General features: G+C 77.2%; 4 protein-coding genes. All 4 read right to left on the bottom strand.

Going from position 1 to position 5,116, the window contains the following annotated elements; genetic code table 11:
* Nucleotides 1-470: permease prefix domain 1-containing protein (locus E1182_RS29000; RefSeq protein WP_243706478.1), on the bottom strand; the 470-nt coding region annotated here is incomplete at its 3' end.
* Nucleotides 471-543: 73 nt separating this feature from the next.
* Nucleotides 544-2,415 (bottom strand): thiol reductant ABC exporter subunit CydC, encoded by a 1,872-nt coding sequence (gene cydC, locus E1182_RS28995; RefSeq protein WP_132270912.1) that lies wholly within the window; start codon nt 2,413-2,415, stop codon nt 544-546.
* The gene (cydD, locus tag E1182_RS28990) at nt 2,412-4,082 is read right to left on the bottom strand and encodes a thiol reductant ABC exporter subunit CydD (protein WP_132270911.1); all 1,671 of its coding nucleotides are present in this window, start codon (nt 4,080-4,082) and stop codon (nt 2,412-2,414) included. The genes cydC and cydD overlap by 4 nt, the downstream gene beginning before the upstream one ends.
* A partial coding sequence (locus tag E1182_RS28985; protein WP_243706477.1) for a cytochrome d ubiquinol oxidase subunit II occupies nt 4,079-5,116 on the bottom strand: 1,038 nt, incomplete at its 5' end. The genes cydD and E1182_RS28985, both read right to left, overlap by 4 nt.

Below are 5,116 nucleotides of genomic sequence, written 5' to 3'. Positions count from 1 at the left end.
AGGGTGACCGGCCCACTCCCGCCCCGACGGGCCGACCACCGCCCGACCGCCAGGGCGGCCAGCGAGAACCCGGCGACGGCCAGCCAGACGACGTTCACCGAGGCGGACAGGAGCCGGTAAGCCTCGGGTGGCGGGGGTCCGCCGCTCCAGCTCGACCCCTGCCAGGTGAGATCGCCCGCGATGACCAGGACCGCGGCCACCACCAGGGCTCGCACCGACAGGCCGCGCAGCGCCGCCGCGCCCAACTCCGCCTGGTACGCCGGAGCGAGCTGGGCCGCGGTGCCGAACTCGGCCACCGCGCGCCGGGCGGCCTCCGCCGGTGTCAGCCCACCCTCCCGGTACGCCTCGGCGGCGTCGGTCAGCGCGTGCCGCAGCTCGACGAGCAGCTCCGCCTTGAGCCGGGCGGGGCCGCGCAGTCGGCCGTTCAGCTCGCCCAGCCGTTCCTCCAGGACACGTTCCGATCCCCACACGGATCCCACCCTGCCATGGGCGACACCGGGTCGCGTCGGGGAGATTCCCTGAACAGGACCGCCGCTGGAGGAGTCACGGGGTGAGGGCGAGGTAGCCCCGCTCCGCGGCCTCCTGGAGCAGCCACTGGTCGCGGTACCAGCCGGGAGCGGCGACCAGTTCGGCGTGCCCGCCGCGCTGGATGACCCGCCCGGCGTCCAGCACGACGATCTCGTCCAGCCCGTCGAGGCCGCTGAGCCGGTGGCTGATCAGCAGCACCGAGTGTCCGGTCGGGGTGGCGGCCAACGCCGAGGCGAGCACCGCGTCGGCGGCGGCCGGGTCCAGCCCTTCGGTCGGTTCGTCGAGCACCAGCACCGGTGGGGCGGCGAGCAGGGCTCGGGCCAGCGCGAGGCGCTGTCGCTGCCCGCCGGAGAGCTGCCCGCCCTCCTCGCCGACCACGGTGTCCCAGCCGTCGGGTTGGTCGCGTACCCAGTCGAGCAGCCCGGCCGCGGCGGTGGCGGCGGCCAGCGCGTCCTCGCCCGCGTCGGGCCGGCCGAGCAGCAGGTTCTCCCGGACCGAGGCGTGGAAGACGTACGCCTCGGCGAGCAGCCCGCCGACGGCTCGGGGCAGTTCGTCGGCCGGGTACGCCGACAGGTCGTGCCCGTCCAGGGTGACCCGGCCGGCGTCGGGGCGTACCGCACCGGTGAGCACGGCCGCGAGGGTGCTCTTGCCGGCACCGCTCGGCCCCACCACCGCCACCCGGCGGCCGGCGGGCAGGTCCAGGTCCAGGCCGTCGAGGGCGGGCGCGGCACCCGCCCGGTACCGGACGACGATCTCGTCGAAACGCACGTGGTGCGTGGTCCCCTCGACGGCCCGGCCCGCCCTGGTGTCGGCGGCGTCGATCCCGGCGTCGCCGGTGCCGGCACCTGCCACGGCGACCGGCGTGGTGGCGTCCACCCCGGCCGGGCCGTCCGGTGCGGCGAGCAGCTCGGCGACCCGGCCGAGGCCGGCGCGGAGCTGGGTCCGTTGCCGGGCCGCCCCGACCAGGGCCAGCGCGATCTCCACGGCGGCCAGGGTGCCCACGGCGAGCACACCGACCAGTACGCCGCCCACCCCGGCGCGCAGTGCGACGAGCACCACGCCGCCGGCGGTCAGTCCGGCGACCAGCACCCCCGCCGCGTCGACCGCGAAGCCGGTCGCGGCGAGCCGCCGTTCCAGCCGGGCCAGCCGGTCGGCACGGTCGGTGGCGGCCCGCAGTGCCTGCCCGGTGGCACCGAAGGCGGCCAGATCGGCCGCGCCGTGGGTGAGGTCCACCGCGTCGGTGGCGAGCGCACCACGCAGCGGCGCCACCTCGTCGGCGGCGCGACGGGTCAGCGCGGTGGCCGAGGCGGGCAGCGCCACCCCGGCGACGAGCAGGCCGGCCGCGAGCACCCCGGCGGCGGGCAGGGAGACCAGCGCGGCCCCGCCGACCGCCAGCAGACCGACCAGCGCCGCGGCGGCACCGGGTACGAGCACCCGCAGGAGCAGGTCCTGGACGGCCTCCACATCGGAGACCAGCCGGCTCAGCGCGTCCCCGGTCCGCTGCCCGGCCGTGGTCCGGCGGGCGGCCAGGGTGGCGAAGACCCGGGCCCGCACATCGGTGATCATTCGCAGGACGGCGTCGTGGCCGGCGAGGCGTTCGGTGTAGCGGAGCACGCCCCGTCCGATCGCCAGCGCCCGGACGGCGACGATGGCGACGGTGAGCCGGTCCAGCGGTGGCCGACCGGCCGCGCTCATCAGCAGCCAGGTTGCCGTGGCCATCAGCGCCAGCCCGGCGGCCTCGGTCGCGGCGGCGAGCAGCCCGGCGCCGACCAGCCGGCGCAGGTACGGCCGGGCCAGCCGCAGCACCGCCCGTTCCGCGCTCCCGGCACTCGCCTGGCCGCCGTCGCGGCGGGTGCCGGTCCGACCGCCTTCGCGACGGGTGCTCATCGGGCCGCCTCCCTGGCCGGCGTCAGCTCGGTGACCCGCCCGTCCTGTACCCGCAGGATCCGGTCGGCGTCCGCCAGCAGCGCCGGCCGGTGCGCGACCAGCACCGCCGTGCGTCCCTGGACCAGCCGCCGGGTCGCCGCCAGCACCACCGCCTCGCTGGCGGTGTCGAGCCGGGCGGTGGGCTCGTCGAGCAGCACCAGCGGGGCGTCCCGCAGGAAGGCCCGGGCCAGCGCCACCCGCTGCCGCTGCCCGCTGGACAGGCCGTGACCGCGCTCGCCGAGCGTGGTGGCCAGCCCGTCGGGCAGGGCGGCGACCACGTCGTCCAGTGCCGCGTCGGCGACCACCCTGGTGAGCGCCGCGTCGGGGGTGTCGGGGGCGCCCAGCCGGATGTTGTCGGCCAGCGAGGCGGCGAAGAGGTGGGCCCGCTGCGGCACCCAGGCCACCTGCCGCCGCCATTCGTCGAGGTCGACGTGGGCGAGGTCGACGCCGTCGACGGTGACCCGGCCGGCGGTGGGGCTGACGAAGCCGAGCAGCAGGCCGAGCAGGGTGCTCTTGCCGGCACCGCTGGGGCCGACCACGGCGATCCGTTCACCGGGACGCACGGTGAGCGTGACGTCCCGCAGCGCGGTGGTCCGCTCGTACGCGACGGTGACGTTGTCGAAGTGGATCTCGCCGCCGCCGGGCGGGGCGGTCCCGGGCGTGGCGGCGGGAGCGGCGGCCGGGGCGGCGGAGAGCGACAGCGCCTCGTCCAGCGCGGTCAGTCCCTCCATGCTGGCGTGGAAGCGGCTGCCGGCGGCCCGCAGCGGCAGGTACGCCTCCGGGGTGAGCAGCAGCACCAGCAGCGCGGTCGACAGGGTGATCCCGCCGCCGAGCAGCCGGATGCCGACCGGCACCGCGACCAGCGCCACCGACAGGGTGGCGACCAGTTCCAGCACCAGCGCGGAGAGGAAGGCGATGCGCAGCGTCCGCATGGTGGCCACCCGGTGGCCGTCGGCCATCCGGCGGACCACGTCGGTCTGTGCCCGGGCCCGCCCGAACACCCGCAGCGTGGGCAGCCCGGCGACCATGTCGAGGAAGTGCCCCCCGAGCATCGACAGCCGTCGCCACTGCCGTTCCGTGGCGGCCTGCGCCTGCCAGCCGAGCAGCGCGCCGAAGACCGGGATCAGCGGCAGGGTCGCCGCGATGATCAGCGCCGAGCCCCAGTCGGCGAAGACCAGCCGGGCCAGCACGGCCAGCGGCACGGTCACGCTGAGCACGAGTTGGGGGAGGTAGCCGGTGAAGTAGGCGTCGAGCGCGTCCAGACCCCGCCCGGTGAGGGTGGCGAGCTGCCCGGCCCGCTGGCCGGCGACCCAGCCGGGCCCGTGCCGGCCGACGGCGGCGAGCAGGTCCGCCCGCAGCGCCGCCTTCACGGTGGCCGCGGCCCGCGCCGCGACGGCGCCCTGCGCCCAGCTGACCGCCGCCCGTCCACCGACGGCGACGACGAAGCCGGCCAGCGCGCCGGTGTCCAGCCGACCACCGAAGGCGGTGGCGAGCAGCGCGGCCAGGGCGGTGGCCTGCCCCACGACCAGCAGCGCGGTGAGCCCGCCGAGCGCCGCGAGCACGGCGAGGTCGCGCCGGGCCGCGGGGACCCGGCGCAGCAGACGCGGGTCGAAGGGACGGCGGTTCACCAGTACACCGGTGCCCTGCCGTCGGTCCGTCCCCGGAAAACCCACCAGCACATCGCCTGAAAGCCTAGTAGGGCCGGAACAAGGGGCAACGCGAGCCAGCCCAGCAGCCGCAGCGTCGGCCCGCTCGCCGCCGCCTGGGCCACGGTCAGGGTGGCCGCCGGGTCGACGGTGGAGACCAGCACGGCGGGCCAGAGGGCCGCGCCGACCAGCACCACCGGCAGCGCCAGCGTCACGCTGGTGGCGGCGAAGGCCACCCCGGGCCGCCGCCGGGCGAGCGCCGCCCGCGCCAACAACAACGCCGTGACCAGTGCTGACGGCAGCAGTACGGCCGCCGCCGGCTGCTGCGTCGCCGCGCGTACCCGCTCGGAGAGCAGGCCCAGCGCGGTGGCCGCGCCGACCGCGGCGAGCGCCACCGGGATCAGCCGTCCGGCCAGCCGGCCGAGGGCGTCGGCGTCGGCGGCCGGCAGCCGCAGCGTGAGGAAGGTCGCACCGTGCACCGCGACCAGTGCGAGCATCGCCAGTCCGGCGGCGGCGGCGAACGGGGTGGCCAGGTGGGTGACCCCGGCGACGTGGCCGTCGGCGTGCAGGGGTACGCCCTGCAACAGCCCGCCGAGCAGCGCGCCCCAGCCGAGCGCGGCGAGCGCGCTGCCGGTGACGACCACCCGGTCCCAGCCGGCGCGGGCGACCGCGTCTCGGGGTCGGCTGCGCAACTGCACGCCGACGGTCACCAGGATCACCCCGACCAGTGCCCCGGCCACGACCGGGTAGAAGCCGGAGAGCAGTTCCCCCTCCAGGGTGGGGAAGGCGCCGAAGAGGATGCCGACGAAGGCCACCAGCCACACCTCGTTGCCGAGGAAGAAGGGGCCGAGCGCGGTGAGGCCGGCCCGGTGGGCGGTCGACCCGCCCCGGGCCAGCAGCAGGCCGACGCCGTAGTCGTAGCCGCCCAGGACGAGGTAGGCGGCGAAGAAGAGGCCGAGCAGGGCGTACCAGGCGAGGTCCACGGTGGTCTCCGTCAGGCGAGGGCGGGTACGGGG

Source organism: Micromonospora sp. KC721, assembly GCF_004348355.1.
In the GTDB taxonomy this organism is placed as follows: domain Bacteria; phylum Actinomycetota; class Actinomycetes; order Mycobacteriales; family Micromonosporaceae; genus Micromonospora.
The sequence above is the reverse complement of the archived record's forward strand: the minus strand, read 5'-3'. Positions and strand labels throughout refer to the sequence as shown.

Bases quoted from the DNA above. Each gene is read 5' to 3' on its own strand.
- cydC (WP_132270912.1), bottom strand. From the start codon at position 2,415: ATGAGCACCCGTCGCGAAGGCGGTCGGACCGGCACCCGCCGCGACGGC.